This window comes from Gammaproteobacteria bacterium, assembly GCA_041395445.1.
In the GTDB taxonomy this organism is placed as follows: Bacteria; Pseudomonadota; Gammaproteobacteria; order Xanthomonadales; family Marinicellaceae; genus NORP309.
Genome location: JAWLAO010000002.1, coordinates 365,130 through 387,623 on the forward strand (window position 1 = coordinate 365,130; position 22,494 = coordinate 387,623).

The 22,494-nt window shown below is 39.0% G+C and carries 21 protein-coding genes; 13 read left to right on the forward strand and 8 right to left on the reverse strand.

Annotated elements, in window-relative coordinates; all coding sequences use genetic code 11:
• Nucleotide 1: 1 nt before the first annotated feature.
• Both R3F25_05010 and R3F25_05015 read left to right on the forward strand, forming a co-directional pair.
• Complete coding sequence (locus R3F25_05010) at nt 2–1,114, forward strand: Glu/Leu/Phe/Val dehydrogenase (GenBank protein MEZ5496173.1); 1,113 nt, start codon at nt 2–4, stop codon at nt 1,112–1,114.
• 10 nt (nt 1,115–1,124) lie between these two features.
• Nucleotides 1,125–2,288, forward strand: a complete 1,164-nt coding sequence (locus R3F25_05015; protein ID MEZ5496174.1) for an acyl-CoA dehydrogenase family protein — start codon at nt 1,125–1,127, stop codon at nt 2,286–2,288.
• A gap of 6 nt (nt 2,289–2,294) precedes the next feature.
• On the opposite strand, the gene R3F25_05020 is transcribed toward R3F25_05015, so the two are convergent.
• The 8 genes from R3F25_05020 to R3F25_05055 form a co-directional block, all read right to left on the reverse strand.
• Nucleotides 2,295–3,500: an ammonium transporter gene (locus R3F25_05020; protein MEZ5496175.1), complete on the reverse strand. Its 1,206-nt coding sequence runs from the start codon at nt 3,498–3,500 to the stop codon at nt 2,295–2,297.
• A 177-nt stretch (nt 3,501–3,677) separates the two neighbouring features.
• Nucleotides 3,678–4,160, reverse strand: a complete 483-nt coding sequence (locus R3F25_05025) for a peptidylprolyl isomerase (GenBank protein MEZ5496176.1) — start codon at nt 4,158–4,160, stop codon at nt 3,678–3,680.
• A gap of 3 nt (nt 4,161–4,163) precedes the next feature.
• Nucleotides 4,164–5,507 (reverse strand): dihydrolipoamide acetyltransferase family protein, encoded by a 1,344-nt coding sequence (locus R3F25_05030; protein ID MEZ5496177.1) that lies wholly within the window; start codon nt 5,505–5,507, stop codon nt 4,164–4,166.
• Complete coding sequence (locus tag R3F25_05035; protein ID MEZ5496178.1) at nt 5,504–6,484, reverse strand: alpha-ketoacid dehydrogenase subunit beta; 981 nt, start codon at nt 6,482–6,484, stop codon at nt 5,504–5,506. The genes R3F25_05030 and R3F25_05035 overlap by 4 nt, the downstream gene beginning before the upstream one ends.
• Nucleotides 6,477–7,553, reverse strand: a complete 1,077-nt coding sequence (gene pdhA / locus R3F25_05040; GenBank protein MEZ5496179.1) for a pyruvate dehydrogenase (acetyl-transferring) E1 component subunit alpha — start codon at nt 7,551–7,553, stop codon at nt 6,477–6,479. Before pdhA ends, R3F25_05035 begins: the two co-directional genes overlap by 8 nt.
• 378 nt (nt 7,554–7,931) lie before the next feature.
• Nucleotides 7,932–8,663, reverse strand: a complete 732-nt coding sequence (locus R3F25_05045) for a hypothetical protein (GenBank protein MEZ5496180.1) — start codon at nt 8,661–8,663, stop codon at nt 7,932–7,934.
• Between the two features lie 3 nt (nt 8,664–8,666).
• Nucleotides 8,667–9,518, reverse strand: a complete 852-nt coding sequence (gene asd / locus R3F25_05050) for an archaetidylserine decarboxylase (GenBank protein MEZ5496181.1) — start codon at nt 9,516–9,518, stop codon at nt 8,667–8,669.
• Entirely contained in the window at nt 9,515–10,147 is a 633-nt protein-coding gene (locus R3F25_05055) for an SCO family protein (protein ID MEZ5496182.1), read from the reverse strand. The genes asd and R3F25_05055 overlap by 4 nt, the downstream gene beginning before the upstream one ends.
• A gap of 65 nt (nt 10,148–10,212) precedes the next feature.
• Between R3F25_05055 and prmB the strand changes: the two genes are divergently transcribed.
• The 11 genes from prmB (at nt 10,213) to R3F25_05110 (ending at nt 22,465) form a co-directional block, all read left to right on the forward strand.
• Nucleotides 10,213–11,124: a 50S ribosomal protein L3 N(5)-glutamine methyltransferase gene (gene prmB / locus R3F25_05060; protein MEZ5496183.1), complete on the forward strand. Its 912-nt coding sequence runs from the start codon at nt 10,213–10,215 to the stop codon at nt 11,122–11,124.
• Complete coding sequence (gene aroC / locus R3F25_05065; protein ID MEZ5496184.1) at nt 11,114–12,178, forward strand: chorismate synthase; 1,065 nt, start codon at nt 11,114–11,116, stop codon at nt 12,176–12,178. Before prmB ends, aroC begins: the two co-directional genes overlap by 11 nt.
• 7 nt (nt 12,179–12,185) lie before the next feature.
• Nucleotides 12,186–13,205, forward strand: coding sequence for an aspartate-semialdehyde dehydrogenase (locus tag R3F25_05070; GenBank protein MEZ5496185.1), 1,020 nt, complete (start codon nt 12,186–12,188; stop codon nt 13,203–13,205).
• 109 nt (nt 13,206–13,314) lie between these two features.
• The gene (locus R3F25_05075; GenBank protein ID MEZ5496186.1) at nt 13,315–16,056 is read left to right on the forward strand and encodes a FimV/HubP family polar landmark protein; all 2,742 of its coding nucleotides are present in this window, start codon (nt 13,315–13,317) and stop codon (nt 16,054–16,056) included.
• A gap of 75 nt (nt 16,057–16,131) precedes the next feature.
• Nucleotides 16,132–16,926 (forward strand): tRNA pseudouridine(38-40) synthase TruA, encoded by a 795-nt coding sequence (truA, locus tag R3F25_05080; protein ID MEZ5496187.1) that lies wholly within the window; start codon nt 16,132–16,134, stop codon nt 16,924–16,926.
• On the forward strand, nt 16,916–17,536 hold the full coding sequence (locus R3F25_05085; protein MEZ5496188.1) for a phosphoribosylanthranilate isomerase: 621 nt from the start codon (nt 16,916–16,918) through the stop codon (nt 17,534–17,536). Before truA ends, R3F25_05085 begins: the two co-directional genes overlap by 11 nt.
• On the forward strand, nt 17,529–18,731 hold the full coding sequence (gene trpB, locus R3F25_05090; protein ID MEZ5496189.1) for a tryptophan synthase subunit beta: 1,203 nt from the start codon (nt 17,529–17,531) through the stop codon (nt 18,729–18,731). Before R3F25_05085 ends, trpB begins: the two co-directional genes overlap by 8 nt.
• A complete protein-coding gene (gene trpA / locus R3F25_05095) occupies nt 18,728–19,540 on the forward strand; it encodes a tryptophan synthase subunit alpha (protein MEZ5496190.1) in 813 nt (270 codons plus the stop codon). The genes trpB and trpA overlap by 4 nt, the downstream gene beginning before the upstream one ends.
• Before the next feature lie 4 nt (nt 19,541–19,544).
• The gene (gene accD / locus R3F25_05100; GenBank protein ID MEZ5496191.1) at nt 19,545–20,465 is read left to right on the forward strand and encodes an acetyl-CoA carboxylase, carboxyltransferase subunit beta; all 921 of its coding nucleotides are present in this window, start codon (nt 19,545–19,547) and stop codon (nt 20,463–20,465) included.
• Nucleotides 20,449–21,663, forward strand: coding sequence for a folylpolyglutamate synthase/dihydrofolate synthase family protein (locus tag R3F25_05105; protein ID MEZ5496192.1), 1,215 nt, complete (start codon nt 20,449–20,451; stop codon nt 21,661–21,663). The genes accD and R3F25_05105 overlap by 17 nt, the downstream gene beginning before the upstream one ends.
• Nucleotides 21,653–22,465, forward strand: a complete 813-nt coding sequence (locus tag R3F25_05110) for a PHP domain-containing protein (protein ID MEZ5496193.1) — start codon at nt 21,653–21,655, stop codon at nt 22,463–22,465. Before R3F25_05105 ends, R3F25_05110 begins: the two co-directional genes overlap by 11 nt.
• Nucleotides 22,466–22,494: the final 29 nt, after the last annotated feature.

Genomic DNA, 22,494 nt, shown 5'->3' on the forward strand with positions numbered 1-22,494 from the left:
TATGAACATATTTGAAACTATTGACAAAACTGAACACGAAGAAGTCATCTTTTGTCATAACAAAGATGCCGGTTTGAAGGCTATTATTGCAATTCATAACACCATTTTAGGACCAGCTCTCGGCGGTCTGAGAATGTATCCTTATGCGACTGAAGAACAGGCTTTGACGGATGTTCTGCGTCTGTCCAGAGGCATGACGTATAAAGCTGCGGTTTCCGGTTTGAACCTGGGCGGTGGTAAATCCATTATCATCGGCGATCCGAAAACAGACAAATCAGAAACATTATTCCGTTCATTTGGTCGTTTTATTGATTCATTGGGTGGTCGTTATATCACAGCCGAAGATGTTGGAATTGACGTGAATGATATGGAATATGTATTTCAGGAAACTGAAAACGTGGTTGGTGTTCATCAAATGCACGGAGGTTCCGGTGACCCATCACCATTTACCGCTTTGGGAACTTTACAAAGTATCAAAGCCAGTTTAGAGAAAAAACACGGCAACCAAAATATCGGCGATTATTCTTATGCTATTCAAGGTGTTGGACATGTTGGAATCGAATTGGTCAAACTGATTCATGCCGAAGGCGGCAAAATGTTTGTGACAGATGTGAATCAGGAAGCATTAAAAATCTGTGAAGAACAATACGGCTGCGAAGTTGTTGGTTTGGATGAAATCTACGAAGTCGATGCTGATGTTTATTGTCCTTGTGCATTGGGTGCAACAGTTAACGATAAAACAATTGATAAATTCAAATTTGATATTGTTTGCGGAAGCGCTAATAACCAATTAGCTGAAACCAGACACGGTGATGAACTCGAAAAACGTGGCATCATTTATGCTCCTGATTATGCGGTTAACGCCGGTGGTTTGATGAATGTATCTATCGAGTTGGAAGGTTATAATCGTGAAAGAGCATTAAGAATGACTCGAAATATTTATTATAACATCATGAATATCTTCAAAATTGCTGAGCGTGATAATATTCCGACATGGAAAGCTGCTGATCGTATGGGTGAAGAGAGAATTGCTGCTATGGGTAAAATCAAACAACCTTATATGAACCAAAAGAAAGTGAATTTCTCCGGAAGAGTGAGAAATAACGGTAGCTAAGAGAAAACTGATGCATACAGATATTTATTTGGGTGAAGATTTAGAACTGCTAAGAGATACAGTCAGAAGTTTTGCTGAGCAGGAAATAGCTCCCCGTGCTGAAAAAATAGATGAGGAAAATGCTTTTCCTGCGGATTTGTGGCAAAAAATGGGGGAACTCGGACTTCATGGAATGACAATACCGGCTGAATACGGCGGTTCAGAAATGGGCTATCTGGCTCATTTGATTGTCATGGAAGAGATTTCCAAAGCATCTGCATCTGTAGGGTTGTCCTACGGAGCTCACTCAAATTTATGTCTGAATAACCTTTATAAACACGCGAATGAAGCCCAACGCCAAAAATACATCGCCAAACTTTGTTCCGGTGAATATGTTGGTGCTTTAGCGATGAGTGAACCCGGAGCCGGCTCGGATGTGGTCGGCTCTATGTCTTGTAAAGCGGAATTTGACGGTAACAATTGGATTGCCAATGGTAATAAAATGTGGATTACCAATGGTCCCGATGCTGATGTTTTATTGGTTTATATGCGAACAGCGGATAAATCAGCCGGTTCCAAATGCATGACAGCATTTATTATCGAAAAAAATATGCCGGGATTCAGCACCGCTCAGAAACTCGATAAACTGGGAATGCGAGGCTCAAACACTTGCGAATTGGTTTTTGATAATTGCGTGATTCCTCAGGAAAATGTTTTAGGTGAAGTGAACCAAGGCGTGCGAATCCTCATGAGTGGTTTGAATACCGAAAGATTGGTTTTATCCGGTGGTCCGATTGGAATCATGCAAGCAGCATTGGATATTGCTGTTCCTTACACGGCTCAACGCAGTCAGTTTGGAAAACATTTGGGACAATTCGGTTTAATGCAGGCAAAAATTGGCGAAATGTATACCAAATTGCAATCAAGCAAATATTTCGCTTATGGTATTGCTCAAAATTATGATAGAAAAGTTGAATCCCGTTTAGACCCTGCTGCATGCTTATCATTTGCTTCAAGAAATGCCGTAGATGTTGCCTTGGAAGCAATTCAAGTTTTGGGTGGCAATGGTTATATCAACGAAAACCCGACTGGTCGTTTACTTAGAGATGCCAAACTCTATGACATCGGCGCCGGAACCAATGAAATCCGCCTGATGCTGATTGGTCGCGAGTTGTATAGGGAAGCAAAATCTTAAATTATTCTAATTCTGTTTAAACTCAGGATAGGCGACAAGTCCGCATTCGCTGATGTCCAGACCTTCAATTTCTTCCTCTTCACTGACTCTTAAGCCCATTGTGATTTTGAGGATAAACCAGAACAAGAAAGACAAGGCAAACACAAATACACCAATCAATAATACACCTTTCAATTGAGCTAAAATTGTTGATGCTGAGGTAAATCCGACAGCGATTGTTCCCCAAATTCCGCAAACAAGATGGACGGATAAGGCACCAACCGGGTCGTCAATTTTGAGTTTATCAAAAAATGGAACGGCGAAAACAATCAAAATGCCACCTATAATTCCAACAATGGCGGAATATTCCGGTGATTGATTCGGAGCGGCAGTCACTGAAACCAATCCTGCAAGAATTCCGTTTAAAACCATGGTAAGATCCACTTTTTTGTACATAATCTGTGTCAATAACGCTGCTATAAATCCACCGAAAACTGCTGCCATATTGGTATTAACTACGACAGTTGCAATAGCGTTAATGTCAGTTTTTGAATCCATTGATAATTGTGATCCGCCATTAAAACCAAACCACCCCATCCACAGAATAAACGTACCAAGTGTTGCCAAAGGCATCGAAGAACCGGGAATAGGTCTGACTTGACCATTCCTGGAATACTTTCCTTTTCTGGCTCCGAGTAGCAAAACACCGGCTAAAGCTGCCCAGCCACCGACACTATGAACAATGGTTGAACCGGCAAAATCACTGAAACCTTGTAATATTCCACCTTCACCGGTTAGAGTCTCACCCCAAGTCCAATGCCCTTGAATCGGATAAATGATTCCGCTTAGAATAATGACAAAAATTAAAAATGGCCAAAGTTTCATACGTTCAGCAATTGTTCCTGAAATGACCGAGGAAGCCGTTGCAACAAACATAACCTGAAAGAAAAAGTCACTCATACCGGAATGTTTATCATCACTAAGATGGCTCATTAAGTAACCATAACCCATAAATGAAGAGCCATCTGCATACATGATGTCATAACCCACAATGTAAAACATAATGCAACTGATTGAAAATAAAGAGATATTTTTTAGAAGTATGGTTGAATTGTTTTTTGTGCGAGTGAGCCCGGCTTCAAGCATGGAAAAGCCGGCTGCCATCCACATCACAAGAATTCCTGAAAAAATAAACAAGAATGTGTTCAAAATGTAACTCGTTTCTTCTGTCATTTTCTTTTCCTGATATTGATTGGAGAGAATTTTGGAGTGTCAGATGATTAACACTTCGGGATTTAATAATAGTATTGTGGTGAAATTGACAAGAGAAATATTGAAATATTAGTAACTGCTAATAAAAAGCCGGAATTATTGCTGATTCCGGCTTATAAATGTGACTATTTTTAAAATCTAGTGATGATGTCCACCTTCACCATGAACATGTCCGTGCTCAATTTCAGTATCTGTGGCTTCACGAATGTTTGTCACTTCGACTGCAAAATTGAGTTGAACTCCGGCAAGCGGATGATTGTTATCAACAAATATATGGTCATCAGCAACTTCTGCCACTTTCACAATGGTCATTTGACCATCGGCTGTTTGTCCTTGAAATTGCATACCAACTTCAATTTCAACATCAGCAGGGAATTGAGTTCTTGGAACTTTATGAACCAAATCCTTGTTATATTCTCCGTAGGCTTCTGCCGGTGGAATGCTGACATCAAATTTATCGCCAACCGCTTTGCTCATCAAAGCATTTTCAAGACCCGGAATAATATTCTGAGCACCAATCAAAAAGCTGAATTTACCGTCTTCTGATTTATCAATGACATTATTTTCACTATCTGTTAATACATACTTAATGCTTACGACATTTTTATCTTCTATTTTCATATTTTACTTACTTTTGTTTAAATCTTTTATAACTGCTGCAAGGAAGCGAGCGGCCTCGCCACCGGTGACAGCACGGTGATCAAATGTCAAAGACAAAGGAATCATACGGTGAACTTCAAAACCACCCAACACAGGAACCACTTCCTGCAATAATTTACCGGCTGCAATAATAGCAACACATGGTGGCGTGATTACCGGTGTCGCATAGCGACCGGCAAAAACACCGAAGTTCGATAACATGATTGTGAAATCTTTCATATCCTGTGGAGGAATACTGCGAGATTTGACTTGTTCTTTGATGGTATTCATACCCTGACGAACCTGTGCGGCATCTCTTTTCTCACAGTTGCGCATGGTTGGCACAAAAAGACCATCAGGGGTGTCAACGGCAATTCCAATATCCACGTGAGAAATCAGTCTTCTTGCCAGTTTTTCACCGTCAAACCATGAATTCAAAGCCGGTTCAGCCTCAACACCGGCAACGATTGCACGAATAAGCCTTGCAGTAATGTCTTCACCCGGTAACCATTTGTAAATGTCGGCATCATCCATTATGGTTGTCGGTACAATTTGAGCATGAGAGTCAGCCATGATTCTTGCCATTGTGCGACGAGTGCCTTTAACCTGTTCCCATTCGCCGGTCACTTCAACTTTTTGAATCGGAGCCGGTGGCTGAGGTCTTGCAGGAGCAGGAGTAACTGTTTTGGGTTCACTCATTTTTGGCACACTAACCGGAGCTGGTGTCGGTTTAGCAGCAGTTGAACCTTGTTCATGTGCTAAACGAATGTCACTTGGACGAATCACTCCGCCGGCACCTGTGGCAACAACATCATTCAAATCGACTTTCAGTTTTTTTGCAAGTGCTTTAACAGCCGGAGCAATTTTTACATTTCCAACTGTAGAAATGTCGCTGACAACTTCATCGGAAGATTCCATCTCACCGACAACGGTACCGCTGTCATTGCCTGAACTCACTTCCGCTTTAGACTTTGGAAATGTATCATCGGAATCCAACTCATCAATCAATTCGTTGATTTCTTCTTTCAGTTTTGAGGCTTCTTCTTTGACGCTTGCAGTTGCAGCTTGAGTCACAACGGATTCAGAATCAGAACTTTCACCATCAAACTCAACCAAAGGCGCTCCTGTGTCAATCACATCACCCGGATTTCCGTGTAATTTGGTAATTCTGCCAGAAAAAGGGCAGGGAACATCAACAACCGCTTTGGCAGTTTCCATTGAAACCATCGGTTGATCTTCTTTTACAACATCGCCTTCTTTAACGTGCCATTCGACAATTTCAGCATCCGGCAAACCTTCACCCAAGTCCGGTAAATTAAAAATTTTCATGATACCTCCATCACTTCATTAACAGCTTTCAGTATTCTTTCGACTGAAGGCATATATTTTTTCTCCATTTTGAAAAGTGGCATGATTACATCGTAACCTGCAACCCTTTTAACAGGAGCCATCAAAGAGTATAAACCATTTTCCGCTAAACTGGCGGCAATTTCTGAACCAACGCTACAATGTCTTGCAGCTTCCTGAATAATTACGCAACGTCCAGTCTTTTTAACGGATTCATGAATGGTTTCCATATCAATCGGGCTGACAGTTGCAACATCAATCACCTCAGCGGAAATACCTTGTTGTTCCAAAATGGATGCGGCCTCCATCGTTTCTTTAACCATTGAACCCCAAGTCACCAATGTGATGTCAGTTCCTTCTTTCAACTCGAAACACATATCCAATGGTAATTCCTCACCATCATCAATCACTTCTTCCTTATTCAAACGATAAATACGTTTTGGCTCAAGGAAAATAACCGGATCAGGATCTCTGATAGCAGCCAATAGCAGACCATAAGCTCTTGAAGGAGATGATGGAATAACCACACGAATCCCCGGAATATGTGCAAATATTGCTTCCACGCTTTCAGAGTGGTGTTCCGGTGCATGAATTCCGCCACCAAATGGAGCACGAATCACTAAGGGACAAGTTAAACGACCACGGGTTCTGTTACGGAAACGGGCTGCATGACAGACAATTTGCTCGACCATCGGGAAAATAAATCCCATAAATTGAGCTTCGGCGACCGGCTTCATGCCTTGTGTCGCCATTCCGACTGTTAAACCGGCAATCATAGCTTCAGCTAAAGGAGTATCAATCACTCTATCTTCACCAAATCTTTCAGCCAAACCGGATGTTGCTCTGAAAACACCTCCGTTGATTCCAACGTCTTCACCAAGAACTACAACGCTTTTATCATGCTCAAGTTCATGAGCCAAAGCCATTGTGACTGCTTCTACTAATGTAATTTTAGCCATTGTTTTCTAACTCCTGTGCGTATTTTCTTTGTTCTTGCAAATCCTGTGGCAATTCTGCATACATGTAATCAAAAATGTCTGTAATTTCAGGTTTAGGAGCATTGAGATATTCTTGAACAGCTTCCTCAACTTTAGCTTTACACTCTTCAATCAGGTTGTTTTCCTGTTGCACACTCCATTGGTTTTGATTCATCAAGTATTGTCTGAGTCTTAAAATAGGCTCAAATTTACGAGCGTTTTCCACTTCTTCTTTCGGTCTGTAACGACTTGCATCATCTGCTGTTGTGTGATCGCTCAAACGATAAGTAATTGCTTCGATAACAGTTGCTCCACCTCCGTTTCTGGCTCTTTCCAATGCTTTGCTCATTACTTCATGAACGGCAAATAAATCATTACCATCAACCTGAATACTCGGCAATCCGCCGGCGATTCCTTTTTGTGCCAAAGTCTGACCGCTACTTTGTTTCTTTCTGGGAACTGAAATCGCCCAGCCATTATTCACAATCACCAAAACCATCGGTAATTTAAATGCACTGGCTGCATTGATAGATTCCAGAAAATCACCTTTGGAACTTCCACCATCACCAATTACAGTCACAGCACAGCGTGGCTCTTTGCGCAGTTTGAATGCTAAAGCAGCTCCTGCTGCGTGCATGTTTTGAGTAGCAATTGGCACACACCAGGGAAAATCATGAGCCGGACCGGAAAAATTACTTCCACGCTCGTCACCACCCCAATAAAGCAAAACTTCTGACATTTTGACACCCCGATAAAATTGTGCGCCGTACTCACGATACATAGGTGCAAATACATCTTCGTATTTCATCGCAGCACCGATTGCCACATGAATCGCCTCATGCCCCAAGCTAGATGCATAAGTTCCCAGTTTTCCGGTTCTTTGTAGTGAAATGGCTTTGGCATCGAAAATTCTTGTCATTACCATTAGTTTATAAAGTGATTTGATTTTGTCGAAATCAGTAGCGAGGTCGGTTTTATTTATTCCGACCAGCTCACCGCTCGGCGACAAATGCTGGACATAATCCACACTAAAAGATGCAACTTTTGTCACGGTTATTTTCTCCGGTTGATGATTGATAGAGAAGAAATTATCAATCCAGTGTTAATGTATATTTTTGGTGCAACATTATAATCTAAAAACCACCGAAAAGCAGGTAAAAGTTGCTGTCATTAATGAAAGTGTTTTAAAAATTGATGAATAGGAAATATTAAACTTTTACAATCTCGATCAAGCCAAATAACTCCACGTCATCTCGACTAAGAGAAGCGCATGGAGAAATCTCATAAAGGATTTCTCGATTCACTTCGTTCACTCAAAATGACGTTTTTTAGTTCACTAACTCGAAATATTAAACTTTTTCAGAAATGACGAGTTTTTTGAATTTATCAATTTCATTCAGCATGACAACGTCACGCTATGCTAATAACTTTAAATCTGATCTGAGGTGATTCGGGGTTTGTATTCCAGGTTAAGGAGTTTTCTGATGTTGTAAATCGGTACGCCTTGAGTGTAACGCAGGTGAAAGTATTTATTAAACTCATCTTCGGATTCGATGATAGAGCATTTATATTCTTCGGCAAATTTCTCTCTTTTTGTGCTTGTCCATAAAGTGGCATCAATTTTGGCATGAGGATCTTTAAATGTTTGATCTTCAATTAAATTTTCATCAATTTCAAAGACATGGTTGTCAAGTGGTGTTCGTAAAATATAATGTCCTAAATCCGATAAAAGAATTTGTAACTGGCAATAAGGTTTAAAGCCATAGTACACATTTTCATGCTCGTTAGGGGCTTTTTTTAAGAATACCAAAAAGCGTTGTCCTTCATTTTCTCTGTCCGGATAATAGCAAACATTATCATCGAATCCTTGTGCTAATACGGCAATCTTTTCGCCTTTGGTGGTTCCTTTATAACCCACATGAATGTCCAAAAAACCATATCCTTTGACATTGATTTTTCTTTGTTGCTCATATTCGATATTGGCCACCTGCGCAATTGCGACTATATCTGCCCATTTCGTTGCTTCGGCGAAAGATTTGAGTTCCGGTGCTTGAATTTCTTCTTTTTCCTTACGGAATAAATCGTCTCTTGTTGGTAAGAATTTGGTTTGAGCCAATATTGTCAATGGAAATAAAATGGAAACAAGTAAAAGTCGAATCATGGTTTATTTTAAAATTGTTGCTATTTTTTCACCAAATTGGACTGTTTGACCGGCTTTTAGTTCCTTTTCAAAAGAGATGGAATTTTTTGGAAACAACATAATAACTGTTGAGCCCATGTTGAAGCGTCCCAGTTCATCCCCTTTTTGCAATTTTGTGTTTTCGTTGAGTGGCACTTCCTGAACTTTTTTGGCATAAGGTGGTGTGACAACTCCGTTAAAAACGGTTTCCATGCTTGATACAAAGATTGCTCCAACCAAAACAAAGGCGATCTCACCAATTTCAGTTTGTAAATAGCAGACCAACCTTTCATTGCGGGCAAAAAGTCTGGGGATGCTTTCCGCTGTCCAGTTAGCAACACTAAAAAGTCTGCCTGGAACATGAACAGTTTTTTTAACATCACAATCTATCGGAGCATGCATTCGGTGATAGTCTTTCGGGGAAAGATAGATGGTTGCAAATTCTCCATCTGTAAATAGTTTGGCTTTCTCGTCACCACAAGCCAGCAATTCTTTGACGGTGTAATCAAAGCCTTTGGCTTGAAAAATTCTTCCGTCTGTAATTTTGCCACATTGGCTGATTGCTCCATCAACCGGTGAAATCAAGCTGTCATTGGCTTTATCAACCGTACGAGCTTCGGGTTTTAATTGACGGGTAAAGAATGCATTAAAATGTTTATAGTCATCAATATTTTCTGAAATGGCTTCCGATAAATTCACGTTATAGGCTTTGATAATCTTTTTGATAACGAAATTTTTGAATTTACGGTTTTCAATTCGCATGATTTTATGCACGATTTTTGACAAAAACCGATGCGGTAATATATATTGGAAAAAGGTGTAAATTGCAGTTTTCATGATTCAGCAGACAATAATTTATCCAAATCAGTTGCAATGGCATTAGCTTCATGCGGTGAGCTGAAAATTCCGTGCAATTTCTTTTGCGGATTAATTAGAAATATCGCAGCGGTATGATCGACAATATAATTGAGGTCGCCTTTTTCATGATCAGCAATGTAATAAGCCACCCCAATTTGCGTAGCAATCTTATGAATATTATCTTCGTCTGAAGTTGCTGCATTAAAATCTTCGTTGAAGAATGTGATGTAGTTCTTTAAAAGTTCAGGATTGTCCCTTTCAGGGTCAACCGATACGAATAAAACCTTTGGTTTTTTCTCTGATTTCAGCAACTTAAATGTTTTTTGCAATTCTGTCAATGTGGTTGGGCAAACATCCGGACAATGGGTATAGCCAAAGAATATCAGCGTCCATTCATCTGCAAAACTGTTTTCGGTTATCTTTTCATTGTTTTGATTTGTTAACTCAAAACCTGAAATCGCTTTTGGCGAGGGATATAACTTCAAAGTAGTGTATTTAATTTCGTCTTCGTCATCGAAATAATATATAGAAGCAAACAAACCGGCAATTGCTGCTATTAATGCAAACACTGGTAGAATTAATTTGTTACTATTTTGAGAATCGCTCATAAAATATTTGACTAATGTAAAAACAATAGGCATTGTACGTTTTTTTTGCAAAACTTACAGACCTGGTGACAAAAGAACAGCTATTTATTCATCTTGTAGAAGAACTTTCATCCACCGACTTGTTCTTTGGACATTCGGCGATTGATGCGGAAGATGAAGCGATGATGATTTTGATGCATTTGTTTAATGAATCTACAAGCGAGGTGTTAAATAGCGGGAGTTCTGACGTTTCTGAGACTATTGTCAATCAAGCCGAACAAATTTGTTATCAGCGAATTTCTCAAAGAAAGCCATTGGCCTATATCATAAAAAAGGCTTGGTTTTGTGGGATGGAATTCAAAGTTGATGAAAGGGCTTTGGTTCCTCGCTCACCCATTGCCGAGCTCATTCAAAATCAATTTAAACCTTGGTTTAGCAAAGAAAATCAGTCATGTACAGCATTGGATTTGTGCACCGGAAGTGGTTGTATTGGCATCAGCATGTCCATTTTTATGGAAAACATGAAAGTTGATATTTCTGATATTAGCATGGAAGCTCTTCAATTAGCTGATGAAAATATTAAGAAATACAATTTGGAAAACCAAGTCAAAGCGATTCATTCTGATTTGTTTGAAAATATCACCGGCAAATATGATTTGATTGTGACGAATCCGCCCTATGTCAGTAATGATGAATTTGCAGAACTTCCGCAAGAATATTTTGCCGAGCCCAAACTGGGATTGGTGAGTGAAAATAGCGGATTGGATATTCCTGTGAGAATTCTGTTACGGGCGGCGGACTATCTGACCGAAGATGGTTTGTTATTCCTTGAAGTTGGTTATAGTGACGAGCTTTTGAATGATACTTTTCCTGAAATTGATTTCGAATGGATTGAGTTTTTGAACGGAGGTGAGGGTGTTTGTGTATTTAGCCGAGAAAAATTGTTAGAATACCAGCCTGTGTTTTCAAAATTTATCCAACAGCAAAATGTCTTATAATTCATTCGGAAAATTACTAACCGTTACCACATTTGGCGAGAGTCACGGGCCAATGATTGGTTGCGTGATCGATGGATTTCCACCCAATATGGAAATTTCCGAAGAGGAAATTAAGCTAGAATTGATTCGCCGGGCAACAGGTCGTTCCAGACACACTTCACAGCGTAAGGAAAAAGACGATGTGAAAATTGTCTCTGGAGTTTTTGAGGGTAAAACAACCGGAATGCCGATTGCTTTGTTGATTGAAAATACCGATGCGCGCTCAAAAGATTACAGCGATATCAAAGACTTATTCCGTCCCGGCCATGCGGATTACACCTATCATCACAAATACGGAATTCGTGATTATCGAGGTGGTGGACGTTCTTCGGCTCGGGAAACAACTATGCGAGTCGCAGCCGGAGCATTGGCAAAAAAGTGGCTGAAATTGAAATTTAATATTGAAATTACCGGTTGGCTTTCGCAGATAGGTGACATTGAAGTCAATATGGAGAATTTATCAGAAACAAATAACAACCCTTTCTTTTGCCCGAATCAATCTCAAATTCAACAATTAGAAGGCTACATGGATGAATTGCGTAAATCTGGTGATTCTGTTGGTGCAAAAATTTCGGTTCAGGCAACGAATGTTCCTGTTGGCTTGGGAGAACCTGTTTATGGAAAACTCGATGCAGAAATCGCCTTGGCAATGATGAGCGTCAATGCCACTAAAGGTGTTGAAATTGGAGCCGGTTTTAATTCGGTGAGTCAAAAAGGCTCGGTTCATCGAGATGAAATTGTTGAAAGTGAGTTTCAATCCAATCATGCCGGAGGAATCTTAGGTGGAATCAGCAGTGGTCAGGATGTATTGGCTCATGTGGCGTTTAAACCCACTTCCAGTTTAAGAATTCCTGCACAGACTATTGATATCAATGGTAATTCAGCAACTGTTGTCACCAAGGGCAGACATGATCCTTGTGTGGGAATTCGTGCTGTTCCGATTGTTGAGGCAATGCTTGCTTTGGTGATTATGGATCATATTTTAAGGCACAATGCAATTTGTGGAAAATATTAATTAGCTTATGAAAAAATATAATGTAGCTGTTGTGGGAGCGACCGGTGCTGTTGGTAGTGTGATGCTTTCAATACTTCATGAAAGAAAATTTCCTGTAGAGAATGTTTATGCTTTGGCGAGTGCTAACAGTGTTAATAAATCAGTACTTTTCGGTAATAAAAAATTGAAAGTTCAGGATTTGTCCGAGTTTGACTTTTCAAAAGCAGATATTGCACTATTTTCAGCCGGAGCATCTGTTTCGTCAGTTTATGCACCTAAAGCCGGAAACTCTGGTTGTGTTGTGATTGATAACACTTCGTTTTTTCGTAGAGAAGAAGATATTCCATTAGTCGTTCCTGAAGTTAACCCTGAACAATTAAAAAACTTTAAGCCCAGAAATATCATTGCTAACCCAAATTGCTCAACGATTCAGATGCTGGTTGCTTTAGCTCCGATTCACCGTGAGGCGACAATTTCAAGAATTAATGTTGCGACTTATCAATCAGTTTCAGGAGCCGGGCAACAAGGAATTGATGAACTTTCAAAGCAAACAACTTCGTTATTTAATTTTCAGGAATTAAAGCCAAAAGTTTTTAGTAAAGACATTGCCTTTAATGTGATTCCACAAATTGATCAGTTTCAGGACAATGGTTACACTAAAGAAGAAATGAAAATGATATGGGAAACTCAGAAAATTCTTGATAAAAACATTCTGGTTAACCCAACTTGTGTTCGTGTTCCGGTTTTTTACGGACATTCTGAAGCCGTTCATATCGAAACCGTTAAACCCATCACAGTTGAGAAAGTCAAACAACTTTTAAAATCAGCACCGGGAGTTGAATTGTTGGATAATCCTGAAAAGATGGAATTTCCAACACCCAAAGTGAATTGTGCAGGTAACGACCCTGTGTATGTGGGTAGAATCCGAAAAGATATATCCATAGAGAACGGTATCAACCTTTGGATTGTGTCCGATAATATTCGCAAAGGGGCTGCATTAAATAGCGTGCAAATAGCTGAAGAAATGATAAAAATGCAGCTTATTTAGTAACTTAGACTATTTTTTTAATATAAATTATTGGATTGTTCATAAGATTTGGTTAATATTGTTGTCATATTTGAATTGAATAACTTCATTGGGATGTTTGGAGACATAAATGAATAAGACTTTTAGAAAATTAATTCTTCCTGCAAGTATATTGGCTTCGTTGCAAGTTAATGCACTGGGGTTAGGGAATTTGCAGGTTAACTCAGCTTTAGATGAGGTCTTGGATGGAAAAATTCCTCTGGTTGCCGACAGTACTGAAGATTTAAGCGGTATAAAAGTTGGTTTAGCGACATCTGAAGATTATGAAAGAGTTGATTTAGACAAATCTTATGTTCCTGCAAATATCAAAATTGAAGTTTTAGAAGAAGATGGTAATAAATTTATCAGCTTGTCATCTGAAGGACCGGTTAGTGAGCCGATTATTTCATTGTTGTTATCTGTTGACTGGGCGAATGGGCATTTGTTGAGAGAGTACACTGTTTTATTGGATCCACCATTATTCAATAATACTCAGATTGAACAAAATTATTCTCAACCGGTTCAAACAAATACCTATCAACAAAATCAAAGTTTTGACGAAGGTGAATCCCCAACTTCTACTAGCTCAACTCAAACAACGATTTCTCCAACACCTCAAACATCAAGTTCAAACTCAGAAAGTTCTTACAACTCATCAAGTATGGGAAGTAAAAAAGTCACCGTTGAAGCCGGTGACACTTTATGGAGAATAGCGAATCAACACAATAGCGGATATGGTTCGCCTCAACAAATGATGGTTGCGATTTTTAACAACAATCCAGCTGCATTTAATAACAATGATATGAATCAATTGCGTAAAGGAGCTGTTCTTGATATTCCGGATGCTGATGAAGTCACAATGATTTCAAAATCAGAAGCCTTGTCTCAAGTCAAATCACAAACGGCTAGTTTTTCGCGTTTACAAACAGAAAATGATTATCAAACCGGCGATTCAGGTTCAGACAAAGATTACGGCATTGAGTTAGTTCCTCCGAGACAATCAGAGTCGGGAAATTCCGGAAATACATCAGGCAGCAATGCTCTCCAAAAGCAATATGAAAAATCATTGTCTGATTTGGCTCTGGCAAGAGAAGAGTTGGCAAGCGCCACTCAAGAAAATCTTGAATTGTCAGACAGAGTAAAGGAGCTGGAAAAAATTGTAAAAGATCAGGAGCTGGCATTATCTCTGAAGGACGACGATTTAGCATTATTGCAAAAGCAAGTTGAAGATGCTACTAACACATCTGATGATGTTTGGGGAGATTCTCAAGCAGATAACACGTTGACAGATGCAGAGAATTCTGAAATTGATGCTGAAATTGAACAAAGTGAAGATGATGCAACAACAGATGCAGAGGGTTACACCTTAACAGATGAAACAACAAGTGACGAATTATCTGATGACTCTACTAGCGAGAGCGACACAGAAAACACTGATATAGCTAGTAATGACACTAATGATGACTCGTTACAGATTTCAGATGTTAATGATGAAAGTGTCGATACTCAACCATCGACTAATAATGCTCAAAACGTACAGTCGCAACCAGTTAGACAAGAAAAATCATTTCTTGATAAAATCATGGATTATAAATACGAAGGCTTGATTGGTCTGGGTGCAATTTTATTAGCTATTTTTGGTTTCTTGTTCTTTAAAGGAAGAAACAAAGATGATGAAGACTCAGGTGATTTCCTCGATACTATTGGAAGAAAAGAAGTTGAAGAGGACTTATCAGCTGAAGAAGCTCAAATATTGAATGATGAATTTGATGATTTTGACAACTTTGACTCGGTAGATGAAGAAAAAGCGGATGAATTTTCTGAACTTGAAAATGATTCTGAAGTTTCAGTTATGGATGATGAAAGCGAGGAGGCAACAGATTTAGATTTGTCCGGTTTGGATGATTTGGACTTGGATGCCGATGAGAAAGTGTCTGATGACGTTGATATGTCAGAAGAGGATTTGGATTTCGATAGTTTCGATGTTCATGAGGATAGCGATGAATCGGATGAAATAGAAAACGAAGAAGATGAAACGTCAGAAGAATTTGATTTTGAAAGCGAATCTGAAGACTTGGAATCTGATGAACAAGAAGAACTTAATTTTGACGATTTCAGTTTAGATGATGATTCTGATGACTCTGATGACTTGAACAGTGAATCTGAGACTGATTCCGAAGATGATTTGTCATTGGACTTTGATTTAGATAGTCTGGATTTTGATAATGAAGAAAGTACAGAAACAACAGATGCTGTTGATGATGATACTGAAGAAACATCAGAAGAAGAAATAGTCAGTGAAAACTACGACTTAGAGTTCAACCTTGATTCGGATGAAGAAACTTTAGAAGAGGTTGCAGAGAGCCAAGAAGAGCTGGAAGATTTGACTTTTGATACTGGTGAGAGAACAATCGTTGAAGAAGAATCTGATGATGAATTTGGTGATTTGGATTTAGGTGACTTTGAATTTGATTTAGGTGATACAGATGAATCTTCAAGCGAAAATTTAGAAGACAATCTATCCGATGTTAAACTTGATTTGTTAGACGAAGAAGACGTTGAAAGTTCAGAAAACGAAGAGTTGACTTTAGACACAGAAGATTCAGAAGCATCTGAAGATACAAATAATGAAGATGGCGAGTTTGATTTAGGACTTGATTTCGATGGTATCGGTGGCGATGATGCTATTGATACCAAGCTGGATTTAGCAAAAGCTTATTTCGAAATGGGAGATATCGAAGGAGCGAAACAAATGCTTGTTGAAATTCTTGATGAAGGCAATGAAGAACAAGTTGCTAAGGCTCAAGAACTCAGTAAAAAGCTGGATTCATAGCAATCAATTGAAAAATACTTCAAGGCTACTAAGCAATTCGTTTGGTAGCCTTTGTTTTTAGATAAATAGTAAATTATGCGTTACGCTTGTGGTATTGAATATGATGGACACGGTTTCCTTGGCTTTCAAAGTCAGGTGCAACAACCAACAGTTCAGGATTGCTTAGAAAAAGCCATATCACAAGTAGCCAATCATAATATTCGTATCCATTGTGCCGGTCGAACGGATACGGGTGTCAGTGCAACAGCGCAGGTGATTCATTTTGATACCGATTCAGAAAGATCCGAATATCAATGGATTATGGGAGTCAATGCCAACTTGCCGGATGGTATTTCAATTCTATGGCTTAAAGAAGTCGAAGATGATTTTCATGCACGATTTTCTGCGATTCAAAGAAGTTATCGCTACGTGATTTTAAATCGTTGGATTAGACCCGCATTAAACAGACATTCGGTAACATGGGAAAAATTGCCACTGGATGCTGAGAAAATGAATCAGGCAGCACAATGTTTACAAGGCACTCATGATTTTAATGCCTTTCGTTCCTCTGTCTGTCAATCTAAAGTTTCAGTAAAAACAATTAATGAAATCAAGGTTTATCGTGATGGCAATCAAGTAATTATGGATGTCGCCGCCAATGGTTTTCTTCATCACATGATAAGAAATATTATCGGGACATTATTACCTATTGGCAGAGGCGAGCTGCCTGTCGAACATATTAAGCAAGTTCTTGAAAGCAAAGATCGAACCCAAGCAGGGATTACGGCTCCTCCGAATGGGCTTTCATTCAATGTTGTGAAATACCCTGAAAAGTATCAATTGCCAGAAAGTTCGATTGAGAACCATCTTCCTAAACATTATGATCGATAGAAAATTTGTAAAATTCTGTGGAATCACAAATTTAAAGGATGCTTTGAATGCCGAACAGTCCGGTTGTGACGCCATTGGTTTTGTATTTGTCAAAAAGTCAAAACGATATATTGAACCTGCTAAATGTCAGGAAATCATATCGAAAATGTCACCAATGGTCATGAAAGTTGCATTATTTGCGGATAATAGTGTGGAAGAAATTAAACAAGTTCTGAAAACCTGTGGTATCAATGTGTTACAATTTCACGGATATGAAACGCCTGAATTTTGCGAACAATTTAAGCAGCCTTTCTGGAAAGCAATCCCAATGGCTGATGATGTTAATCCGTTAAATTACGCTGATAAGTATGCAAAAGCAGATGCATTTCTGTTAGATAATTTTGGCAAGAATCAATCCGGTGGAAGTGGTGAAAAATTTAGTTGGGATGATATTCCTGAATTAGATTCTCATAAATGGATTTTAGCTGGTGGATTGAATCCTGAAAATATCAAACAGGCTAGCAACCTTAGCGGATTAAACTATTTTGATGTTAGCTCCGGAATTGAAGAATCACCCGGAGTTAAATCACAGAAATTAATGAATGAATTTATAAAAAACTTAAATGACTGATTATTACGAATACCCTGATAAAAAGGGACATTTTGGAGTTTTTGGAGGCGTTTTTGCCTCAGAAACGCTAATGCATTGCTTAAATGAACTCAAAGAATCTTATTTAAAATTCAAAGTAAGCAAGGCTTTTCAAAATAAATTTTATGCTGATTTAGCTGATTATGTTGGACGCCCATCTCCATTATATTTTGCAAAAAGATTGACTAAAACGGTCGGCGGAGCGCAAATTTGGCTCAAAAGGGAAGATTTAAACCATACCGGTGCTCATAAAATAAATAATACCATCGGTCAGATTCTTCTAGCAAAAGCAATGGGTAAGAAACGTATCATTGCTGAAACCGGAGCCGGACAACATGGTGTGGCTACAGCGACAGTTGCCGCGAGATTGGGTTTGAAATGTGTTGTCTATATGGGTGAAGTTGATATTCAACGCCAGGCAATTAATGTTTATCGAATGAAATTGCTTGGAGCTGAGGTCAAAAGTGTCAAATCGGGATCACAGACTTTGAAAGATGCCCTTAATGAAGCGATGCGCGATTGGGTTAGCAATGTGGATGATACTTTTTATATTATTGGAACAGTTGCAGGTCCTGCACCTTATCCAGAGATGGTGAGAGACTTTAATTCTATTATTGGAAAAGAAGCCAAGAAACAGTTTGAGGAAAAAGTCGGAGGATTACCGGATGCATTAGTCGCTTGTGTTGGTGGTGGTTCTAATGCAATGGGCTTATTCCATGAGTTTTTAAACGATGAAAGCGTCAAATTATACGGCGTGGAAGCGGCAGGCAAAGGTTTGGAAACCGGCGAACATGCAGCATCAATAAACGCTGGTGACATCGGTGTTTTACACGGAAACCGTACTTATGTAATGTCAGATGAAGATGGTCAAATCATTGAAACGCACTCCATTTCTGCCGGTTTGGACTATCCCGGAGTCGGGCCGGAACATGCTTTCCTAAATGCTACAAAAAGAGCTCAGTATGTTTTGATAGATGATAAAGAAGCTCTCAATGCATTTCACTATCTGACTGAAATTGAAGGTATTTTACCAGCTTTGGAAAGCTCGCATGCGGTTGCTTATGGTATGAAGTTAGCCCAAAAAATGGAAAAAGATAAACATATCATTGTGAATTTATCCGGTCGAGGAGATAAGGACGTTCATACAATAGCTGCATTGGAGGGAATCAAGCTATGAACAGATTGGATAAAACATTTAAAAAACTGGCAAAAAAAGATAAAAAAGCACTCATTCCATTTATTACCGCAGGACATCCGCATCCGTTAATGACGGTTCCGGCAATGCACGCATTGGTCAATGAAGGTGCCAATATTATCGAACTTGGAATGCCATTTTCCGACCCAATGGCAGATGGCGTGGTTATTCAACAATCTTCTGAAATTGCATTAAAAAACGGCATGAATTTGAGTCTAGTGCTTGATATAGTTAGTGAGTTCAGGGAGCAAGACGATAAAACCCCTGTGGTTTTAATGGGATATTTAAATCCAATCGAGAAATTTGGTTATCATCAATTTGTAAACAAAGCAGCTGAGGTCGGTGTTGATGGCCTCTTGATTGTTGATTCACCGCCGGAAGAGTCAGAAGAGCTTGTCAAATTGCTGGCAAAAAATAATATTCATCAGATATTTTTAATCGCCCCGACAACCGGAAAGAAAAGACAAAAATATATACTCTCGATGGCATCCGGATTTGTCTATTGTGTGGCATTAAAAGGGGTTACCGGTGCGAATCAAAGTGATTTTGGTAATCTTGAAGATCAGATTTCCTCAGTCCGTAACTATTCAAAACTTCCTCTGGCAGTTGGATTTGGTGTAAAAGATGCCAACTCTGCACAAGCTGTGGCAAAATATGCTGATGCTGTCGTTATTGGGTCTGCCTTGGTTGAAAAACTGGGTCAATGCGAAAATCAAAAGCAAATTGAAGATTCAATAAAATCATTTTTAAAACCGATTAGAAAATCAATCAACAAAAGTGTAAAAGGTTAAAGATATGAGCTGGTTTCAAAAACTAAAATTATCAAGTATTCGTACAGAAGGTGGAAATAAGAAAAAGAATATCCCCGAAGGAATATGGACAAAATGCGAAAAATGTGATGAAGTACTCTACCAACCGGAGTTGGAAAAATCATTAAGAGTTTGTCCAAAATGTGGTTTTCATGGTCGTCTAACAGGAAGAGCCAGACTGATACATTTTTTGGATGAAAATAGTGCTGTCGAAATCTCACCAGAATTGGAATCACTCGATCCTTTAAAATTTAAAGACTCTAAAAAATACAAAGACAGAACAATACAAGCCCAGAAACAAACCGGTGAAAAAGATGCTTTAGTTGCAATGACCGGGAAATTGCTGGGGATGGATATTGTAGCCTCTGCCTTTAGCTTCAACTATATGGGTGGTTCTATGGGTTCAGTGGTAGGTGAAAAATTTGCCAGAGCAGCTCATGAAGCTTTAAAAAGGAAGATTCCCTTAATCAATTTTTCCGCATCTGGTGGTGCCAGAATGCAGGAATCATTGTTTTCTCTTATGCAGATGGCTAAAACCTCGGCTGCACTGAAGAAACTGGAAAATGCCGGAATTCCGTATATTTCAGTTTTAACCAATCCAACTACGGGTGGTGTTTCTGCGAGTTTAGCAATGCTAGGTGATATTAATATCGCTGAACCGGATGCGTTGATTTGTTTTGCAGGTCCGCGTGTGATTGAGCAAACGGTTCGTGAAAAGTTACCTGAGGGTTTTCAGCGTGCGGAATTTTTACAAGAACATGGTGCTGTTGATATGATTGTGGATCGCCGCGATATGAGAACAACGATACATAGACTGTTGACTTTGTTAAAAAACCAAACAACTTCGAAACCAATTCAACCGGATGCGATATTAACGAGTGACTCCAAAAATGGCGAAGCAGCCTGAGACAAAAACACTTGCTGACTGGCTGGAAAAACTCGAAAATTCACATAACAAAAAGATTGACCTGGGACTGGACAGAGTCAGAAGTGTTTATCATAGTCTGAATCTGGGCAAGATTGCCCCAACAATTATTACTGTTGCGGGTACCAACGGCAAAGGTTCAACTGTTGCGATTTTGTCTTCTATTTGTCAAAAAGCCGGATATAAAACCGGATGCTTTACCTCGCCTCATATTCTAAAATACAACGAGCGTATTAAAGTCAATGATGCCAATTGTTCTGATGTTGAAATTATTGATGCCTTTGAACAAATTGATAAGAACCTTAATGGAGTCACACTCAGCTATTTTGAGTATGCAACTTTGGCTGCATTGATTATATTCAAAAGTCAATCTGTTGATGTAGCAATTCTGGAAGTTGGTTTGGGCGGGCGATTGGATTCGGTGAATGTAGTGGATACCGATTGTGCGATTATCACTACAATTGATATCGACCATGTTTCATGGTTGGGAGATAATATTGAGTCTATCGGCTTTGAAAATGCAGGAATCATGCGTCCCGGAAAGCCTGCGATCTATGGGGATCAAAATTGTCCAAATTCTATTATTAAACACGCAAAATCAATTGGTGCAAACTTGGTTTTTGTTGGTGAAGAAATAACTGTAGGTGAAATTAATTTGCAAGGCGATTATCAAATTAAAAACGCCAGAACAGCTATCACCGCATTGCATGAATTATCAAATCAATTAACAATCAGGCAAGAGCACATTGATGAAGGATTAAAACATGTTCAAATTAATGGAAGGTTGCAAAAACTTCAACCTAATCCTGAAATTATCGTTGATGTCTCGCATAATGAGCAAGCTGCCAAATCATTGCTAAAGTGGTTGTCACACCATCCGGTAAAAGGTAAAACTATTGCTGTATTTTCAGTTTTAGCAGATAAAAATCCAAAAAATTGGGTACATTTATTTAAAGACACGATTGATATGTGGTTTATTTCGCAAACCATTTCTGAACGTGCGATGCCGAAACAAGAATTACTAAAGACATTATCAGAATCGGCTCAATTGATTTGTTCATTCAATACAATTTCAGATGCATTCACTCAAGCTGTTAATGTCGTTGATAACGATGACAGAGTTTTGGTTTTTGGTTCATTTTATACCGTTAGTGAAGCTATGAACGCTTATGCTGGTTGATTTGCATTGCCACACAACATGTTCCGACGGTGAATTGACTCCTGAAGAAATTATCAAGCTGGCAAAGCAAAATAACATCGAAATTTTATCCATCACTGATCATGATAATGTTGATGCTTATAGCCAAATTGCAGAATTATCAGATGACATTCAATTGGTTCCCGGGATTGAATTTTCAACTCAATGGCAGAAATGTTCGGTACATATTGTTGGTTTGAATATTGATATTAAGAATTCAAAATTACTATCAGCAATCAATTCCCAAAAGGAATCAAGGATACAAAGAGCAAAGAAAATTTCTGCAAAACTTGAAAAAGTCGGACTTAAAAATTCCTACGAGAAATTGAGCGAAAACAACAACAGACAGATTGGCAGACCTGATTTTGCTAATTTGCTGGTGGAACAAGGAATTGTTGAAAATCATCCTCAAGCGTTTAAGAAATATCTGGGGAGTGGAAAACCGGGAGATATTAAAAATCTTTGGCTAGAACTTAAAGATATTATCGCTGTAATCCTTGAATCCGGCGGAGTGCCGGTTTTGGCTCATCCTTTGCATTACAAATTTACCAACTCAAAACTCAAGCGTCTGATTTCTGATTTTGTAGATTTGGGAGGGCAGGGTCTGGAAATTATGAGCGGTTATCAAAATAGAGAAAAAACGCAATACTTGAATAAACTGGCAATTGAATTCCGGTTACAGATTTCCGTTGGCTCCGACTTTCACCGAATGAGTCGTTGGAGTCAACTGGGAGTAAATACAGAAATATTACCAGAGAATAATTACGTTTGGGAGAATTTATAACTCGTAGAGATGCATGAGAGTACGCATCT